The organism is Oceaniferula marina (assembly GCF_013391475.1).
In the GTDB taxonomy this organism is placed as follows: Bacteria; Verrucomicrobiota; Verrucomicrobiia; order Verrucomicrobiales; family Akkermansiaceae; genus Oceaniferula; species Oceaniferula marina.
Genome location: NZ_JACBAZ010000010.1, coordinates 42,021 through 60,175, shown reverse-complemented (window position 1 = coordinate 60,175; position 18,155 = coordinate 42,021). Strand labels below are relative to the sequence as shown.

Genomic DNA, 18,155 nt, shown 5'->3' with positions numbered 1-18,155 from the left:
CTCTGGAGTTGATTCTGACTAATATCAGGCTTGGCTTTCCTTCCCGGTTCCACGCGAAGGATTAAAGCAAAATATGTTAAAATGTACAAGTGACACTTTTGTCACATACCGCCATCAGAGCATGCCGAACACTATTGGTTGGGAAACCTGTCCTACGGGTAGTCTATGCTGTTGGAAGGAAAGTAGGGCGGATTTTTAATCTGCCGGCGGTTCTGGGGATGTGTGAGCGTTGGGTGAGGGGCTTGGGTTGTCGACAGGTTGGGAAACCTGTCCTACGGGGAGTGTATGCTGCTGGACGGAAAGTAGGGCGGATTTTTAATCTGCCGGCGGTTCTGGGGATGTGTGATCGTTGGGTGAAGACCTTGGGTTGTCGACAGGTTGGGAAACCTGTCCTACGGGAGTGTATGCTGTTGGAGGTGACGATGATGCGCTTGATACTTGAATGTTGGGAGGTTTCATTGCATGGCTTGGGCCGTGAAGGATGCATTACAAAACGCAAGACTCTACGGTATCCTCGATACCGGATATGTTGATGAACCCCGCCTTGAAGCCGTAGCCAAAGACCTGCTGCGTGGCGGGGTCGATATATTGCAGCTTCGGGCCAAGGGATACGATGCTGCTGGCGTGCTTCACCTGTTGCATTCCGTGGCCCCTGACCTGCCTGCCATGTGTCGCGATCACGGGGTGCCTCTGGTGATCAACGATTTTCCGGATGTAGCCGTCGAAGTAGGGGCGGATGCACTGCATATCGGGCAAGATGATGGCTCCCTGGACGGTGTTCGGGCGATTGTCGGAGAGGAGATGCTGGTGGGGCGTTCGACCCATTCTCCTGAGCAGGCTGCCGCCGCTCTGGATGAGGGCTTTGATTACATCGGTTTTGGTCCCTTGTTTCCCACGCCTACCAAGCAAGGGCGTCCGGGCATTGGCCTGCTGGACATTGACCGGGTCGAGCAATCGGTCGGTTCGCGGATTCCCGTATTCTGTATCGGTGGAGTCAAAGCGGAAAATCTTGAATTGGTGCTTGCTTCCGGTGCCCGACGCGTGGTCATAGTCTCCGCGCTGCTCCAAGCTGCTGATGTGGCTGCTGCGACACGTGAGCTTCGCCTTAAGTTGCCAGCCTGAGCTGCCGTCAATCCCATGAAACCCCATAAAGAGTGACCACGAGCGGAGGATTGGGGGCCAATCCTCCCTACCGCTAGGATAGCGCTCATCCCATTTCTGTTTTTAACCTGCTAATTCTGAACCCATTATTCCTCATTTCCTATGTCTATTTTAATCGGCGGTACCATCGCCATCGACCATATTTCCACACCTTCCGCAGAAGCTGAAAACCTGCTTGGAGGCTCCGCTGCCTACGCCGCGCTTGCCGCCACCTATTACACTTCACCAGTGCATCTGGTCGGAGTGGTTGGGCACGATTTTCCCGAACATCATCTTGCTATGCTCGAGGGGCACGGTGTGACGCTGACCGGAGTGGAACGTTCCGAGGGGGCCTCCTTTACCTGGACCGGAGAATATCATGAGAACATGAACGAGCGGACCACGCACCGGGTGGGACTCAATGTGCTCGAAAGCTGGGATGTCAAGGTCCCTGGCGCAATTGCAGATGCTCGGATCGTGGTTCCAGCCAATATGTCGCCGGACAACCAAATCCAAATGCTCGACCAGTGTGCAGCGGAGCACGCCTTTGTGGTGGCTGACACCATGGACCTTTGGATCGAAATTGCCAATGAGCGCTTGCATGAAGTGCTGCAAAGGATTGACCTCCTCGTGATTAATGAGTCCGAAGCGCGCGAACTGGCGGGTGATAGCAATTTGATTGTTGCCGGCGAAAAGTTGTTGGCCAAGGGGCCGCGCTACGTCGTGATCAAACTGGGCGAATTTGGAGCGATTCTTTTTGGTCCGGATGATGCCATTTTCCGTTTTCATGCCTGGCCATTGCGCGAAATTGTTGATCCTACGGGGGCCGGGGACACTTTCCTCGGTGCCATGGCCGGTTATCTGGCATCACTGGGGGGCTCAAGCTTCAGCTTTGACCAGATCCGGGATGCCGTTGTCCAGGGATCCGTCGTTGCCAGTTTCACTTGTCAGGATTTCTCGACCCGCCGACTCGAAACCGTGACGGAGTCGCAAATCCAGGAGCGACTCGACGGGCTGAGGGCCATCAGCCACTGGGAGTGAGTTTCAGTGAGCGAACCCGGGATGCTCTGTGGTGCGTAATGGATGCGTAATAAAAAATAGGGGGAAAGCCCCGTATGCCCCTTATTTTCATTGATTTCGCCCCTCTGAAGCACTGATTTTTTCTGACTTTCTAAGTTGACATCAGCTTGGGGCATAGGCAGTTTATCTCCAATCGACAGCTTAGGCTGTCTACTCATTGCGTGCTTTTTGGGGTGATCTCTATTTTTATCATTAGAGTGAGGCTCTGGATCGGGTGCAGCGGGGGAGACAGGCAGCGAGGTTTCGTCCTGTCGCATTCAATCAACAACCTAGACAAGTACATGAAAAACACCACGATTATTACCATGGCAGCGATGCTGCTTGGAACATCCGGGCTTTTCGCCCAAACCACGGCTTACACCAAGCCTTCCGGTTTCGTCACCCACACCCTGAAAGCGGGCCAGTTTAACCTGATCGGATTGACTCTGCATGAGTCGATTTCAGTCGCAGGAAGCTTTACAGGAGTATCGGGAGCTACGCTGACTGATACCAATGTAGATTTTGGAACAGCATTGACCGCAGGAAAAACCTATATTCTGGAAATTACAGATGCTGCAGATGCTGAGCTCAATGGAGCCATTGAAGAAGTAACAGTTTGGAGCGGAAATGCTCTCACTACGTCCGGAAATTTAGCAGCAGACGGTCTCGCTGTTGGGGACAAATATCAAATGAGAGCTGCAATGACTCTCTCAGATGTTTTCGGAGCAGATAATTCTGCTGGCTTGCATGGAGCGTCTTCATTTGCTAATGCGGATAAGATATATTTGAGAAAACCGGGCGGTTTTGACACCTACTACTACTGCACAGGTGGACTTTTTGGATTAGGTTGGCGTAAGGTTGGGGCTGGAAACGAAGATTTTGCGAATGAACCTCTTATTTTAACGGATAGTTTTTACATTTACCGAGAGGGGGATGTAGATCTGAGTTTGGTTTTAACAGGGACAGTAAGGACGGTTCAGACGTCTGCTGCGATCACGGAAAAGTTCAACTTCATCAGTGGAGTATACCCTGTTGGGAGCACTTTTGAATCTAGTGGAATGAGTCAAGTTTTGACTGGGGCCACATCGTTTGCTAAGGCTGATCAGGTCATGTTGCGTAAGCCCGACGGTGGATTTGAAACTTATTTTTATTCAACGGGAGGCATTTTTGGTGTCGGTTGGAGAAAAGTTGGAGCCGGCAATACAGACCAGTCATCGGTGGAGCTTCCTAGTGCATTTATCATTAACCGTTATGGAACAAGAGAGTTTAACCTCAAGCTTTTGCCTCCATCAGGCTACGAAAATCTCTAATTCTGTTTATGTTAAAAACACAGATCAATATGAAAAGTATTAATTATACGCTGGCTCTGTCCTCGTTTCTAGTAGCTTCGACAGTAGTTGGAAATGCTGCGATTTCGATTAATGGAACGAATTATGTAGATTATGATGCTACTACAAGCGCTATTGTCGATAATGCAGGCAATGTTATTGCAGATGGCTCTGGTTTTGTTGCTATCGGTTCGTTTGGTTCTATGTCAATAGCTGATATTCAAGCTTTGACTGATGGCACTGCTATGGCTTCGGCATTTGATGAGTTATCATCAGGAACTATGGGGGCTGCAGGATTTGATGGTGTATGGTCGGCTTCATTCGAAGATGCTGGTGATACATCTTCTTTGGCAGGCCAACCTATATATACAGTTATTGGTAATGGTAGTGATTTAAGTCTATCAGACCAATTTTTTGTCTACTACCATGGAGATGTTAACGGAACAGGTCTATTTCTTGAAGATCCGGGTAATAACACAGATGCTGTTGTTGCCGAGGGGGCTGCTTCTACTGGGTCTGTAGTAATTGGTGAGCATGGTAATTTTAATTATGATTTTGGAGCGGGTAATAATGCTGCATATAACTTGGTTACTATTCCAGTTCCAGAACCGACATCCACAGCCTTGCTTGGTTTAGGTGCGTTTGCCTTTGTGCTGCGTCGCCGTCGCTAAGGGGCTCGTTTATTGTTGATTGAATTTTTCGGGGTTGGCCGTTTTGGCCAATCCCGATTTTTTTATGTTTCGGGCTTTGACATTTCGAGGCTCTGGACATAGCTATGGCGCGTCGCCGCACAGCGGAGGCCATTCTGGAGGGATGGCTGAGTTCGGTTTAAGGCGCTCGACTCGAAATCGAGTGTGGTAGTGATATCACCGTGGGTTCGAATCCCACTCCCTCCGCCATGACCCTCGTCCAGTTTTTCTGGACGGGGGTCATGGCTTTTAAGGAGTGGGTGAGAACGAAGTTTGCGTGCCTCCGGCGCGTGAGGCACGCGCCTGTTTTTTTGATTGCTCGTCCGGAGGATGACAGCAGATCTTTACCGCAGTAGGTTTGACAGATGGGGCTGTACTTGATCGTATCTATCAGTAGTCATTGGACCGAAGAGAACATCATCATGAAGTATCATAATTTTGAAAATGGAGACCGCATGCCGGTCTTAGGTTTGGGCACGTGGAAATCGGCACCTGGCGAAGTGGGTCAGGCGGTTCAAGATGCGGTGTCTCTGGGCTACCGTCATATTGATTGCGCGTCGGCATACGAAAACGAGGAGGAGATCGGTGCGGCATTCAATGGGATGATTTCCACTGGATCGATTCCCCGGGAAGAGCTTTGGGTAACTTCCAAGTTGTGGAACAATGCGCATGCTGAGGGGCAGGTGAGAGTAGCCTTGGAAAAAACCTTGGCGGATCTGCAGCTTGATTATCTGGACCTCTATCTGATGCATTGGCCGGTGAGTTTCGCCTCCGATATCTTTTTCCCCGAGTCCGGGAGTGAAGTGCAAGCACCGGATCCGGCGAGTTTGGCCGCGACCTGGAAGGGTATGGAGGACTTGGTTGATGCTGGATTGGTTCGACACATCGGCGTCTGCAATTTCAGCCAGAAGAAATTGGCGGCATTGTATGCTTCCGCCAGAATCAAACCGGAGATGAATCAGATCGAGCTGCACCCGTACATGCAGCAACCCGAAATGCTTTCGTTTTGCCAACAACACGGGATTGCCCTGACCGCATATTCTCCGCTGGGCTCACCAGACCGTCCTGAGTTTCTCAAGGCTGAAAATGAGCCTGTTTTACTTCAGGATACAACGATTCAAAAGATTGCTGAAGTCCATGGTGTTTCTTCCGCGCAAATCATGCTGGCTTGGGCTGTAAACCGTGGGACATCGGTGATTCCCAAATCGACAAATCCAGAGAGGCAAGCTCAGAACCTTGCGGCTGCAGATATTCAACTAACTGATGAGGAGATGAATCAAATCGCCGGGCTCGACCGCAAGAGGCGTTATGTCGACGGGGCTTTTTGGTGTTTGGAGGGAAGTCCGTTTACGCTGCAAAGCCTGTGGGATGAATAATACCACTCCGCAAAACAGACGAGACGATTGATCGTTGTTGAGGTATGTGGAAAAGCACGCGTGACCCATGAGCGTTCCGGAGGAATGACTCCTTTGGTTTTGTTTCTCCTTATACATTTTGATCAGTTAAATTGGCTGAATGGCACTGAAGGTTTTCGATTTTAACTAGGCGCAAGGAAGGCGCATAGCGGGCTATGCAACCGACGCGCAACAACGGTAAAATCTAAAAGATTCAGTGCCCCCTTGCCATTCAGCTTGCTGACTGACTCATCATCCTAAACGCAAACCATTCTGCCAATTTAACTGGGAGGATGGTTTGAGTCATGGTGCCCGCACCATTCCTTCGTCGCGCCTTACCAAAGAACTCATTCATCTCGGCTGTCGTCCCGTCAATTTTTTTCTGCCGCTGCATGCAGGTGGAGGATGCGTGCCAGTTCACGATGAGCCTCGGGATGGAGGTGGGTTTCGTGGTTGGCTGGAATGATTTTTTCGGAGCTGGCTCCCTCGATATGTGAACTCCAGTAGGCAACCACACCATCCGAACTTTGTTTCGGGTCGCCGCGGCGGCCACGGTCACCGATGATGGAGTGATACTGGACACGCTTGTTGAACGGTTGTTGGTTGAGGATCTGTAACGACGGGGTGTTTGCCTTGAGTTGGGTGATGGAGTTGGGGCTTCCTTTGCTGGGGAAAATGGAGCGACCCAGATGGGTCATGTTGTCAGTGATGGTGTGGATTTGGAGGCTATTGACACTTTGGGGGAGCTTGACGAATGCAGCACCGAGCCTTCCGACCCAGTTGTTTGCCAGCGAACTGCCGCGGTGTGGGGTTGCGATAAAGACGGTTCGTTCGATTTGATGAAGTGTGGGGTGCTCAAAGAGGATGGAAACATGCGGATAGATGGAGTTGGGGCCACGTTCTTGAGGGGCGTTGACGAAGAGCTGTCCCCACAGCTTCTGATTGAAAGTTCGGCTTTGAATTGAGCTCAGTAGCCCCCCCATGCTATGTCCTACCAGAACCGTGCGCTGCATATTGGGATTGTCCGGGTGATCCTGATAGAACTTGATCAGCGTTTGGCGGAGTTGAGCTCCCGAAATGATCGGGGTCTGCCCAGTGGGATAGTAGTAATAGTAGAATTGATAGGTTTGTCGAAGGATGGGATCTCCCATGAGAAAGTTGCTTGCCCGTGTCCAGGTGACAGGTTGTGAGATCAGTCCGTGGACAAAGATGAGTGGTATTTTATCTGGGTCGTAGGGAGAGAGGCTGTATAGCCCGGCTTCCTTGCCATGTTTGTCCGGAGAAAGGGCAAAGGCGATCCCGGCTGTGATCGATTGGGTGGCTGCGGTGGCTGCGATCGGAGCTGAAAAGTCAGTTTCAAGCTGCCGAGGACTGCCAGTGATCCGGGTGTGTATGGTCTTGAGTAAATTGGTGATGGTAAGTCGCGGCTTCCCGTCTTGAGGATAGTCAATGATGATGTTAATCGGAAGAGACATGCCGTCGAGTGAGGGCGTCAGTGCAGTGGGGTGGTTTGTCGGTGCTTGTTGCCGGTAGCCGACAGCGGCCGCTCCCAGGCCCTTTGTCCTGTAATGTGTTCCCCCGAGGTTTCCATATCGGTAAGTATCTGACGGATCAATGCGGTCGAAAAAGGATGGGTGGATACTCTGTTTGTTTTCGCAATGGATGTGAATTGTTTGGCCTTCAATGGTCAGACTTTGTTGCTTGTCGTGGATCGGGTAGTGGTTGATGACCCTTGCTGTGGCATGCGCTGCAGCGTGGGCATAGAGTTGATGCGCCAGGGTGAGTTGACCTTGATGATTAACGGGGCTTTTAACGGGAGTATTGGCGGGATGTGGGTGATCGCGAACCACAGGCCAGAGTGTTTCCGTTGCCTGCAGGTAGTAAGGGATGGCGGAGGGTTTCCCCTTGTGTTTTCGGGATTTGGTTTGGGCGATGGCTTGTTCTGCAAGGGCAATACGTTGGCCGATGCTGCTTGGCGAACTGATCTTGTTCCGCTCCATCTGCCGCAGCAATTTTTTTGATTCCCGGGAGATCCAAGCATGTTTGAGGATGCTTGCGGGGGCATCTTGATAGGAGAGGTGCACGGCCTGAGGCTTGAAGTAGGGCGCTGGGATGCAGGAACTCAGGCAGAGCGAGATGAGGGCAAGGCTCCAGAGAGCAAACCCACACGCATTGGTGTTTCTCTTATTGGAATGTCTCTTATTGGAGAGTCTTGGCTTGAGACCTGGAGTGAGATGTGTCGTCATAGGGCGAGGCTGCCGGATCCTTTGAGCCGCAACATTAACACCACGGACAGGTCCTTACAAGTTGCATAAATTGCAAGGGGGGGGACAGGGCTCCTTCGACAGGGAGATTATCCCGGTGATGCCCGCGGCGCTGACAGGATGGTCAGGATTTTTAATTTTCAAAGATCAAGGTGTGGCCAAAACCTATCGCTACCTTCTAAAAAAATCCTGTAAATCCTCTTCAATCATGTGAACCCTGTCAGTGTCTCAGGGTCTCAGGCTGTTAGGGTTTGGTGTGTTCGTCCTGCCGATAACACGCCATGTTATACCACTCCGCAAAACAGACGAGACGATTGATCGTTGTTGAGGTATTTGGAAAAGCACTGCGTGATCCATGAGAGTTCCGGATGAATGACTCCTTTGGCTTTGTTTCTCCTTAGTCATGGTGCCCGCACCATTCCTTCGTCGAGCCTTACCAAAGAACTCATTCATCTCGGCTATCGTCCCGTCTGTTTTACTACTTGGTATTAGGCCGAATACCAACTCAAAATACTACCAGTTACTTTCCTCATTGGTATAGGGCTCATCTTTTTATTCAGAGCCGTGATCTCGAGATTATTCTTCGATGGTGACATGCGAGCCTTTCGGCTGTGTGATTTCCTCGCCGTATTTGGTGATGGTCTCGCCTTCGGATGGGATGCCAATTTCGGGTAGCGTCGGCCACCCTCCCTTTGAGCTTACCTCGGTGCGGATTTCATTTAGAAGCTTGTCCAAGGGGGCCCGGTCACTCACATTGACCCACCATTTGTTCAGGTTTCCTCTGCGTCTCGCCTGATGGTCTTTGCGGAAGTTGACCCGGATGTTTCCGGAGGCCGTATTTCCTCGTTCGGTGCCTCGAGCCCCAACTCCGTCGAGAATTTTGCCGTTGATCCAGAATACATTGTCTTCGATGGTGAAATACTCAGCAATGTCATCCAAGGCGAGAATCGATGAGCCGGGCATCGAGCGTGATTTAAAAATGACATTCTTACGCCACACGTTGTCCTTACCCGTGCACCAGGCGTAGAGAGCGCCACCTTCGTTGAGCTTTGAGTGAGGCTCGGAAATCACGTTCTTCTCAATGAGGTTATTGCGGCTGTGCATGTAGGGTTTCATGGTCTCCCGGTTGAAACGGTACGTTCCATTTTTGACCCCTTCTTGGATTTCTTTCGGGAAGTCCTGCGGGCGGGCGCAGAAATAATTCCATGCGTGCCATTGACCATCACGGGTGCCTGGGAAGAACAGTTTTTTGTCGGACATGTATTTGTAATGCATGCCCACCATGGAGATGGAGCTATAGGCAGAGCGTTGTAGCAAGTTGTGATGAATCGTATTATGTCCGCTTTGATAGATCTGGATGCTGGGGGAGTGCCAGTAGTTGCCTAGGCCATGGTCGTGAATGTAGTTATAGGCAATGTGATTGTGTTTGTTTACATCCAGATTACCCGGGCCATAGCCCTCGAGAAAAATGCCACCGCTGCCGGTGTATCCGATTTCAGAATGCTCGATGGCGTTACCTTGTCCGTGATGGTTGATGGTGATCCCATAACTTCCGCTATGGAGGATCCTGCAATGTCGGACCGAGCAGTCTTCGGTGCCACTGAAGTAGAGAGAGGCATCGACATTTTCCCACTGTCTGCATAGCCAATGGTCGGGCCATTGGTTTTCGGGAAGTCGGTCGGTGTAGGCAAAGGTGATTCCCTTGAAGTTTACCTTATGAACCAGTGATTGTTGGTCTTCTTGCCCCTGAATGTGGACGAGGCGGTTGAGGCGGGGGGCGATGACCTGAGCGCTGTTGAGGTCTTCACCCTTGTTCGGCCAGTAGTAAACGACCCCCTGTTCGGAGTCGACCGCCCATTCGCCGGGTTGGTCAATCAGGCAGAGCGCATTTTCAAAGCGGTATCCCCGCTCACCACCATGTCGGGAGTTTCTCAGGTTGAGTAGTTTGCTGTTCCAGCGAATTGTTCCTTTCTCTGGATTGACATCCGTCACCACCCCGTTGCCCATGACTCCATACTGTGCGATGATGCATACAAATTCGGCATCACCGTTGGATGGTAGGTGACTGAGTTGATTTTTATTTTTAAACGTCACCAATTGTCCTTTGGTATCCGGCTTGCCAATGGTGTGGTCTTTGGGCCACTTCCGCCAGAATGCATCAGTCGACATGGATCTCTGAGCACGCTGACCATCGACAAACAAGTAGTGAAATCGCCAACCTGGTTGGATCCGGGCTTTCCAGATCCTGCCTTTGGCTTGCTCTGAAATTTCCGGGAGATCCTGGTTCATTTTTGTCCAGCCTTTGATGATCGCCCCTCCTGAGATGACAGGGGTTTCATCGTTATGTGCACGCCAGGTGGTATTCGAATCCTGAGGTTCCAGCCGCAGCGTTTCATTCAAGCTGTAGGAACCGCCACGTAGAATAATTGTTGCTGGAGCACTCGATGGATCGTTGTTCCGTTTTTTACGCACCAGGTCTCTGGCTTTGCCGAGCGATGCCAGTGGTTGTTCGATGCTGCCTTCTGCAAGGTCGTTTCCCTGAGGCGAAACATACACTTTGGTTTCTGCATGGCTTTGGCCTCCGATGATGCATGGGATGGTCAGATAATGAAGTGCTCGTCTTCGGAGCTGTTGTGAGATTGTCATGAGTTGTTAGTTAATCTGGAAGATTTTGTTAGTGTGCGGGGCTATTTATCCATACGAATCCAGCTCAGTGGCACTTTTTCTTTGAAGACGACAAACAGGTCATGGGTGCCTTTCAGTTTTTTGAGTAGGGGAGCGCTGGTTTGGTCGTTCGTGGCGACCGCAAGAATGGGGCCGGATGGTGATCCCGCACGAATCTCGAGGGAGGATTTTTTATTGGATAGGTGAGTCTGTTCAGATGTTGATTTGTTGGGGTATGGTTCACCGGTTTCGAGGTCGAGGATTTCGGCGCAGGCCATCCAGTTTTGAGTGGCTTGAATAATCTTCATCAGAATGGTGTTTTGTCCTTTCTGCAAATCGAGGACCACTGATTCATCACCCAGGCGCATCCCACGTTTACACATATGAGAGATGACGAGTTTTCCATTCACCCAGACTTTGACGCCGTCGTCGGATCCGAGGTTCAGTCTGACCTTGCGGGCTTTGTCTGATGGTATTTCGGTTTTTACATACGCAACGGCATGCTCGTATTTCCCTTCAAATAGCTGAAGGAAATCAAGCCATCCGGGAGGACGGGATTCTCCACCTCTGTTGATTTCACCTCCGGTGATCGAATTCCATTTCGGCTGTTTGTTCTGTTCGGGCGCAAAGGCAATATCAAAGAGTTGTTCTGCCGTTTTTCCTTTTTCGGTGAACGGCCCCGCAAGCTCCCATCGACGGATACATGTTGAAAAATCGTCCTGCGGTTTGTCTTTTGTGTTTTTATCCTTCACCCAGCCAATCGAACACTTGGTGATGCTGCCATCTTTGAAGTCAACGTTGGCAAACTTGATCCATGCGTCTGGTTGAGTTGGGGTGACGTAGTGACTGGCAACAGGGCGGACCTTGAAGATGCGTGTCGCATTTTCAGCCTGCATTTTTGTGTTGGGTTCGATGCGTTCCATCTGTGTGCGGTCAAAGGAGAAATCGGAACGTAGTCCGATTTGATCGACGGGGATGGGCTTAAACCCGGCTTTTACGGCCGCTGAATTTGAATCGAGAGCAAAACTCGAGTGACTCAAAGCTGAGAATGCAGGGCGCGTTTGAAACCCCGGATCTGCTACGATGATGTTTTTTTCCCAGCCCACAGCCTGTAGCTCTTTGAGGTTCTTGGGGGCGGGCCAAACGATTTGTCTGTCTACTTCCTTATAGACGGGCTGGTTTTTGAGATACGCATCCATCGAGCCTGTAGGGTCTTTGACCGTGTGCATTTGCTTGAAGCTCGCGGGTCGATAATCGTGCAGGCTACGGGTGGGGCCATCGACAATGTTGTTTCTGACCACCATGTTGACAGCGGGTTCAAGGTAGGGGGTCAGTGAGAAGGCCCTGCCTATGTCGGAGGCGGCGATGATATTGTTTTCGACGGTTTGATAGCATGACTTCACCATAACGGCTCCAGTCAGCTTTCCTCCATGCAGGGCGTAGATGATGTTGCCTCTGAGGGTGTGGTAGTGGCAGGCATCATCCGTGAATAGACCATGTGCCCAGCCGTCCCACTTGACGGCCTGCGCGATGTCATGGATGGCATTGTATTCCCACACATTGTCGCGTCCAGGCCCCCAAGCCTCGATACCCCCGAAATCGAAACTGTCCAGGCAGACATTGGAGATGTCGTTGTAGGCGATGCGATTGTTTCGTGAGTGCACAAAATCCCAGTGATTCTCGAAGGTCTTTTTCTCTCCGTAGACTTGCTCCGGGATGACACCAAAGCGGTTGCCTTTATAGGAGATTCCGTACCGAGGCATATAGGAAATCCGGTTGTGCAGAACCTGATTGTCCCCACTTTGGTAAAACTGGATGCCACATCCTGAACCAATGAATTTTCCGCAGTCATAAATGAAGTTGTTTTCAATGCGATGACCTTTGTTGATGTAGGACTCCTTCGCTGATTTGAAAGGCCCTCGCCCGATGCTGTAACCGTTCATATAGACCCCTGCAAATCCGGCATCCTGGATCCAACATCCATAGACATGGCAGTTTTGAGCCCATTTGTTCAAATAGATGGCACTATGACCTGCTCCGGTTATTTTACAGTGTTTGACGGATAGCCCCCGGATGTTTTCACCGTAGATCAAGCCTTCTTGCAGAGCTTCGGGCATGGCTCCGTTGGGGACTTTTTTTCGGTCAAAGATCCACCATTCGTCTGAAAAATTCGATCCGGCAAAATGAAGGTTCTCGAGCGCAAAATCATGGATGGTTTTTTTAGGTGAACTTCCCCGAATATCCAGAATTCGCTCTCTGGTGGTTGCTACCACGATTTTTGTGTTCGGGTCTTCTTTGTCAGTAGGCCAATAATAGATATATCCATCTTTGGGGCTATGGCACCATTCTCCTGGCTCATCCAGTAATTCCGGGACGCCTTGAATATAAATGCGGTGATTGATTCCGCGGTACATTTTTGAACCCGACGAGATTTTTAGCTGCAGGCGGGTTTTGTCGAATGCTTGGGCAGATCGAACTTCAGAAAACCAGTTGGGCCCGAGCCAGCCAAAGACCTGGGCTCGCGAATAATCATATTCCTTCCAAGCCGCGGGAACGGCAATGGTCGTATTGTTCACCCGCTTGAGGCCTCCCCCAAATCCGTCGCCAACGTTGGGATGCCGCGCTTGGACTGCTCCTATGCCATTGACAATCAGCCGGCGAAACCCGTCGGTGACTGGTGATTTGGCTCGGAAGATGTCGCCTTTCCACCGAGTCCATCCCGTGACTTTTACTCCGCCGTGAAGCGTCGCGGTCTGATGCTGTTTGTTGGCTGGTTTGATGGTGAGCATCGAGTCCCTTTCATCGAAGCGCAGGGTTTCGTGGAGGTAGTAATCCCCAGGGAGAAGGTAGATCGTTGCAGGATTTGGTGTTTTCTTTCCACTGCTCGTTTTACGTGATTTTCGGACATGGTCACGTGCCGCGTGTAGTGTCTTCAATGGCTCGGTATGGGTCCCCGTGTTGAGGTCGTCGCCCGTCGGCGAAACATACACTTCCTTGGCTGCAGCGGAGAGACATAAGCTGAGAACCAAAGCTGAGCTAGCGAGTGTGCGAGGGGACGGTCTTAGGATCGAGAATACATTCTGTGTTAGGGGCGCGGGCGAGATAACTCGGAAGCTTTTACGCATAGTGCCTCTATATACGCCATGGCATGGCCCTTATTCTTGTCTTATCGTCTCGTAATTGTGTCTTTTTGTTGTGGCTATTTGCTGCCTTGTTCATATATGAATTGGGTTTGGATTGTGTTGTCTCTTTCGGCAAGATCGTGAAACGAAGAGTCCACGATTGGCGTATGATGATGCATCCTGTCTGGGGAGCTACTCGACGAGTATCTTTGCCGGTCAGGGATAAGACATTGGGCCTTCTGTGATGGCTCTTAATAATTGATTGTATGTTTGCGATGAAACCACTTCCTAAGCTTTTCTTTTTTCTCTTGGCCAGAGGGGTATTGCCTGTGTTGTTGCTCACTTCGGTATGTGGCCCGATCCATGCTGATGATTCGCGGAAGGAGGGGGATGATAAGCGCAGGATGAGCCCGGTTCCTGGAGCGTTATCCCGAGGACAAATGGATCCGGTAAGCCTTGGTTTGATGCGTGCTGGAAAGTATCACACTTTGAGGCAGCGATTGCATCATGAAATTAAGCTGAAGCTTGCCGAAGGGGAGTTGGACGATCTCTCGGATGAGTTGCTTGTTTTATGTGCACAGCATGAATTGTTGAGAGTCAGCGATGACGCTGCTGTGATCCGGGATAAAGACAAAGGGGATCTCTTTATGACCGAACTGTTAGCCAATCCAGAATGGATTCAGGATTTGTTATGTTCAGGGCCTGTTGCCGATCCGGGAAAAACCCTTGGATATTTACACACGGTGTGGCGTTATGAACGCAAGTCGATTGATACACCCTTGTATCGGAAGTTGGCGGCAGCTTGTGCCTTGATTGGTCGATCGGATTATGATGTGGTGCACGCGTTTCGGAACTACCGAAAGGCTCATCAGGATGAGTTGCTACAGTGGGGGTTCGACGAGTTGGAGCCTTGGGAGTTAAGGCACGTCATTGCGCAGATTCCACAACAAGACTGGGATTACATCATCAACGAACGTAACAATAAGGCGAACACTTACTTCGGGGCTTGCTGGGCTGTTGCTTACCGAAAGTATAATGACTTCGGGACCTCGATTCATGCCAGAGGCTACTATACCCCTTGGGACTGGGCCACCCAGCGGTTGGAAGGGAGAGCCTTGGTTGGTGGCGTGTGTGGGTCTTGTTCCACTTATGGCTCCCATTCGACCAAGGTGCATGGGTATCCTTCATACACGGCTGGCGAACCTGGCCACTGTGCGTATGTGATTCGAACCAAAAGAGATAACTGGAGGACGGCCTATAGTGTCACTGGACACACCAGGCCGCACGGTTGTTTTTGGCGTCCTTTTGTTTATTCCGATCTACATCTGATGGAGGCGGCCTATGCCTCCAAGGTTCCTCTGAGAAAGGGATACCACTACCTGTGGTTGAGCCGGGTTGTGACCAACCCCTCGTATGCGAAACGTTGTTATGAACAATCACTTCGAGCTAATCCACTGAATCTGGGCGTTTGGATCGACTACGCTGCATGGTTAGAAAAGCAGGGGCTGGATGATGACGAAGTATGGAAGACCTATGCCAAGGGTGTGATGAAGGCATTTGTTCGCTTTCCAGATGTGATTGTTTACCTGAATGGACGCTTTTGCTTTAAACATTTTAAAAAGGAAACTCCCGTGAAGCAACGTGTGCAGATGGTAAAGTATATCCAGAATAGCATTTACCAGCTTAAGGAAACCAGGACACATCAGAATTTTGCAACGGATGTGAAGGTGTATGAGAAGTTTGTGGACGGAGAAAATGAAAGTGTGTTCCTTTTGTATCAAATGCTTTTGAAACTTTCGATGGAGCAAAAGAAGAATAGGGATTTTTTGACTGTCTTTGATAGTATGCGAAAGCGTTTTTCTTCGAGTAAGGGTTTTGCATCACGCTATCAAAAGACATTGGAGCACTATGCGAGCTCGGACGGCGATCAAGGCAATGAGTTGCTTAAGGTTGTGGTTTCCAGCATTGAGGACAGCCTGAAGCGTAGGGATTATGAGGGCTATAAAAACAATATGAAGGTGGTTGGCAATATGTTGGATCTCAAGGACCCCAAGCACCGGGGGCTTGGCCGTTGGCTCAATAAGTGCCCAAAACATGACCCGTTCCCAGGAAAGATTATTTCCTCAGACGCGATGCTTTGGCCTTCCACCGTGGGTAAGAGCAACCGCGTGATCTCGTATGCCAGCATTCTCAACGGGACCCATGGAGGTGGGACGTGTCAGACGGGATCGACGAGTAATCCCACGATCGACCTTGCCTTGCCAGGTGCCTGTCGAATCTCCGGTCTTGTGATCACTTCTGGATATGAATCCAAGACATGGATCGAGCGAATGAACCCGGTTGTGGTTTCGGTGTCGGACGATCGTAAGAAGTGGAAAATGGTTTATCGCTCTGACAAGGCGATGGCTTCTCACCGGGTGGATCTAACTGGGAAAGATATTCAGGCAAAGTATGTGCGCATTGAATCTCCCAGTCCTGATAAATCCACCAAAAAGCAATTGGTGCTCAGGCAGCTGATTGTCTACGGAGCAAGTAATTATTAATTCCCCATCGATGACTCATTTGATTTGAACTGTTTATTTTTATGAAAACTTTTTTTGATAAAGTGTTGATACTGCCGCTCCTTTTTGTGAGTGCCTTGTCTGTTGAAGCTCAGACAATCGCTTCCAGTTACAAGCATGCGCAAGCCCTTGCGAGTAAAGGTAATCAGGATATTTGTTGTTATCTGTATGGTAGTAACTGGAACCGTCTTGGTTTAAGTATGAAGAAACAATGGTGGGATTCCGGGGATTTGGCTGAGGCTGTCGGGCCGGGAGTGGTGATGACGGCCATTGACCATGTAGATGGGATGCATCCTGATCATGACGCCAACATGCTCGAGGAGTGTTTTCAAGACCTTCCGGAAATGTCACCCCTGACTTCGGTAACGATGCCTGGAACGAGCTATTCCAAGTTGGATGATGATAGCTGGGGGATTAATTTGGCGAAAAAGCCAAGACGAGCAACGGCCACGATCCAGTGGACCACTGGGAATGCTCCAAGCTCTGGCATTTACCTCAGCCTTTTGAAAGATGCGCGACAGCCGGATGCGAAATACGCACTTTCAGGTTTGCGAATCAAACAAGGTGAGAAGGAGCTTCCGATACAAGCTGCAAGCTCGAATTTGGCAATGGACCGACTTTTGTTAGCTTTCGATGGTTCCGGGGGGTATCACCATTTTATCTCCCAGCAGGGGAAGGATATGCATGTATTCATGATGACTGAAAATCCCATTCCCCCTAAGACAACACTGACGGTGGAGGTCGATTTTAAAGGGAAACCTTGGTGCCAGATCGGAACCCGCCTTGCGCTGCGAGAGTTGTCAGCGAGTTCTCGGAGAGCGCAAAAACTGATGGCCGAGACGAAACGGATTTATGGAGTTTATAAGATTCTATCTGAAAACAAGGGGCTGGCGGCATCGACAAAAAATTATCCTGCCTTACTTGTTATGGATGCTCAGGGGCGTTTTATTGCAATGAAAGACGGGTTGCGTAAGGGGGATTCTGTAGATGAGCTTGCTGCCTTTGTGAGGACTGCAAGAGAAAAGCGGATCGCCCGGGATCGGGTGTGGGAGCTTGCTCGTCAAAAGACGGGAGGGGAGCGAGCGCAGCTGTTGGTGCAAGGTTTGGAAGCTATCGGTTGTCAGGCCTATGCGACCAAGGGAAATTGGAGAAGCTACGCGCCGGTATTTGAGGAAATCAAGAAGATGGAACTTCCGGCGAACCATGCGGTTTCGACGAAGTATTTTTACGATTTGAAGTTGGTGGATTCCGAGATCAAAGCCTTGTTGTCCAAGGGGAACGAGGCTCGGGCATTGGCCGTGATCGATTTTGAATTGACCAAGTCGCTGTCGGCATCCATGCGAGAAACCTTGCTTGTTCGGAAATATGGCATTTGTCAAAAATCCAAGAATGAGAATGTCAGCCGTTTGCAATGGGATGTTCTCAATCAACTAGTGAAGGAGTTTCCTCAAACCCGCAGGGGGATAGGAGCTCGTGGTTTGCTGGCTTGGAAAGCGGGAGTCGGCCCTGTCAGTTTTACCTATGGGTGGCAGGGACGGCATTTGCAGGATGGTGAAACCATTTGGAAAATCGATTTGGATACGGCGAAGGCCTTTTATACGGCAGAGCCGTATGACATCGAATTTAAACTCGGCAAGGGGGCTAAACACGGTCTGCTAATCTCGTCCGTGAAGATCTATGATCAAGAGCATCTGGTTGCCTCATTGGAACCGAATCAATCATTAGACAAAGATTCTCCATCCTATACGGGAAGGGTCGACCTGACATCCTGGAAGACAAAACATCCCGACGCCCAACTGGTGGTTGTGTGTAAGGTTTCACCTGTGGGTGGGACGGAAAGTTCCGGCACCATTAAAGCCATTCCCTGCCTCCCTCCTCCTCCGGTTGACAATTGGTAGGATGTGTTTGTTGCAGAAGCTGTTTTGATATAGGAT

Annotated in this window: 10 protein-coding genes and 1 tRNA gene; 8 read left to right on the top strand and 3 right to left on the bottom strand. The window is 50.3% G+C overall.

Annotated features, from left to right (window positions below; genetic code table 11):
• Positions 1-462: 462 nt before the first annotated feature.
• The 6 genes from thiE (at position 463) to HW115_RS17130 (ending at position 5,592) form a co-directional block, all read left to right on the top strand.
• Entirely contained in the window at positions 463-1,122 is a 660-nt protein-coding gene (gene thiE / locus HW115_RS17155) for a thiamine phosphate synthase (protein ID WP_178934261.1), read from the top strand.
• 141 nt (positions 1,123-1,263) lie between these two features.
• Positions 1,264-2,181 (top strand): PfkB family carbohydrate kinase, encoded by a 918-nt coding sequence (locus tag HW115_RS17150; RefSeq protein ID WP_178934259.1) that lies wholly within the window; start codon positions 1,264-1,266, stop codon positions 2,179-2,181.
• 320 nt (positions 2,182-2,501) lie between these two features.
• A complete protein-coding gene (locus HW115_RS17145; protein ID WP_178934257.1) occupies positions 2,502-3,509 on the top strand; it encodes a hypothetical protein in 1,008 nt (335 codons plus the stop codon).
• A gap of 29 nt (positions 3,510-3,538) precedes the next feature.
• On the top strand, positions 3,539-4,198 hold the full coding sequence (locus HW115_RS17140; protein ID WP_178934255.1) for a PEP-CTERM sorting domain-containing protein: 660 nt from the start codon (positions 3,539-3,541) through the stop codon (positions 4,196-4,198).
• 136 nt (positions 4,199-4,334) lie between these two features.
• Positions 4,335-4,426: transfer RNA gene (locus tag HW115_RS17135), tRNA-Ser, on the top strand.
• 212 nt (positions 4,427-4,638) lie between these two features.
• A complete protein-coding gene (locus tag HW115_RS17130) occupies positions 4,639-5,592 on the top strand; it encodes an aldo/keto reductase (protein WP_178934252.1) in 954 nt (317 codons plus the stop codon).
• 389 nt (positions 5,593-5,981) lie between these two features.
• Here HW115_RS17130 and HW115_RS17125 read toward each other — a convergent pair whose 3' ends face one another.
• The 3 genes from HW115_RS17125 to HW115_RS17115 form a co-directional block, all read right to left on the bottom strand.
• Positions 5,982-7,856, bottom strand: coding sequence for an esterase/lipase family protein (locus HW115_RS17125; RefSeq protein WP_178934247.1), 1,875 nt, complete (start codon positions 7,854-7,856; stop codon positions 5,982-5,984).
• A gap of 594 nt (positions 7,857-8,450) precedes the next feature.
• Positions 8,451-10,520 carry a right-handed parallel beta-helix repeat-containing protein gene (locus tag HW115_RS17120; RefSeq protein ID WP_178934241.1) on the bottom strand — a complete coding sequence of 690 codons (2,070 nt, stop codon included), beginning with the start codon at positions 10,518-10,520 and terminating at the stop codon, positions 8,451-8,453.
• Positions 10,521-10,561: 41 nt separating this feature from the next.
• Positions 10,562-13,567, bottom strand: coding sequence for a right-handed parallel beta-helix repeat-containing protein (locus HW115_RS17115; RefSeq protein ID WP_178934237.1), 3,006 nt, complete (start codon positions 13,565-13,567; stop codon positions 10,562-10,564).
• Positions 13,568-13,935: 368 nt separating this feature from the next.
• Between HW115_RS17115 and HW115_RS17110 the strand changes: the two genes are divergently transcribed.
• Both HW115_RS17110 and HW115_RS17105 read left to right on the top strand, forming a co-directional pair.
• Complete coding sequence (locus tag HW115_RS17110) at positions 13,936-16,203, top strand: discoidin domain-containing protein (RefSeq protein ID WP_178934227.1); 2,268 nt, start codon at positions 13,936-13,938, stop codon at positions 16,201-16,203.
• Positions 16,204-16,244: 41 nt separating this feature from the next.
• Positions 16,245-18,119, top strand: a complete 1,875-nt coding sequence (locus tag HW115_RS17105; RefSeq protein ID WP_178934221.1) for a hypothetical protein — start codon at positions 16,245-16,247, stop codon at positions 18,117-18,119.
• The last annotated feature ends 36 nt before the right edge of the window (positions 18,120-18,155 follow it).